Annotated in this window: 1 protein-coding gene; it reads left to right on the top strand. The window is 64.0% G+C overall.

Translation table 11 applies throughout. From position 1 onward, the window contains the following. Window positions 1-1,073, top strand: a 1,073-nt coding sequence (locus tag B9Z49_RS21935; protein WP_199225143.1) for an Ig-like domain-containing protein, incomplete at both ends; no start/stop codon positions are given.

Here is a 1,073-nt window from a genome sequence, read left to right as displayed (position 1 = left end):
CAGTACACCGCCACCTTCACGCCGGCAGCCGGCAGCCAGGGCGTGGGCAGCGTGAACGTGGCCAGCAACGCATTCCGTGATGCGGCACTGAACGCCAATGCTGATGGTGCAGACGCCAACAACACGGTCAACTTCATCACCAACTACGGCAACAACCAAGCCGACACCACCGCGCCCACCATCGTGGTCGCACGCATGGGCAGTGGCACGCTCACCAGCGCAGAAACACTCACCTTCACACTCAGTGAAGCCAGCACCACCTTTGGCCAGACCGATGTGGATGTGGTGGGCGGCAGCCTGAGCAACTTCACGCCCGTGCCCACCAGCGGCACGGCTGGCACCGGCTACACCCAATACACGGCCACCTTCACGCCCAGTGCCAACAGCACGGGCACGGCCACCATTGGTGTCGCGGCAGGCAAGTTCAGCGACAACGCGGGCAACACCAACCAAGACGACTACCGCCTGTCTGGCGCAGAAAACACGAACAACCAAGTCAGCATCACCTACAACACCCAGGCCAACCCCAACCCGCCAGCCGACACGGCGGCGCCCACCATCGTGGTGGCGCGAGCGAGCACCAGCAGCCTGGCCAGTGGCAACACGGAGCTGATCACCTTCACCTTGAGCGAAAACGCCAGCAACTTCACACTGGCCGACATCGACGTCTCGGGCGGCACGCTCAGCGGCTTGGCGCCCGTGCCGGGCAGCGGCAGCGCGGCCACCGGTTACCACCAGTACACGGCCGTCTTCACGCCAGCGGCCAACAGCGTGGGCACGGCCACCATTGGTGTGGCTGCGGGCAAGTTCACCGACGCGGCGGGCAATGCCAACCAAGACGACTACCGCCTGTCTGGCGCAGAAAACCTGAACAACCAGGTCGTCATTGCCTACAACACCCGCATTGCCGATACCACTGCACCCACCATTGAGGTCAGCCGCGCAGGCAGCGGCACCGTCACCGCGAGCGAGACGATCTACTTCACGCTCTCCGAGGCGAGCACCACCTTTGCGCAGTCCGACATTGATGTGACAGGCGGCACGCTGTCGAACTTCACACCAGTGCCCAGCTC

The organism is Limnohabitans sp. 2KL-51, assembly GCF_003063645.1.
In the GTDB taxonomy this organism is placed as follows: Bacteria; Pseudomonadota; Gammaproteobacteria; order Burkholderiales; family Burkholderiaceae_C; genus Limnohabitans_A.
Note: the sequence above shows the minus strand (reverse complement) of the source record. Positions and strands in the feature narration are given on the sequence as shown.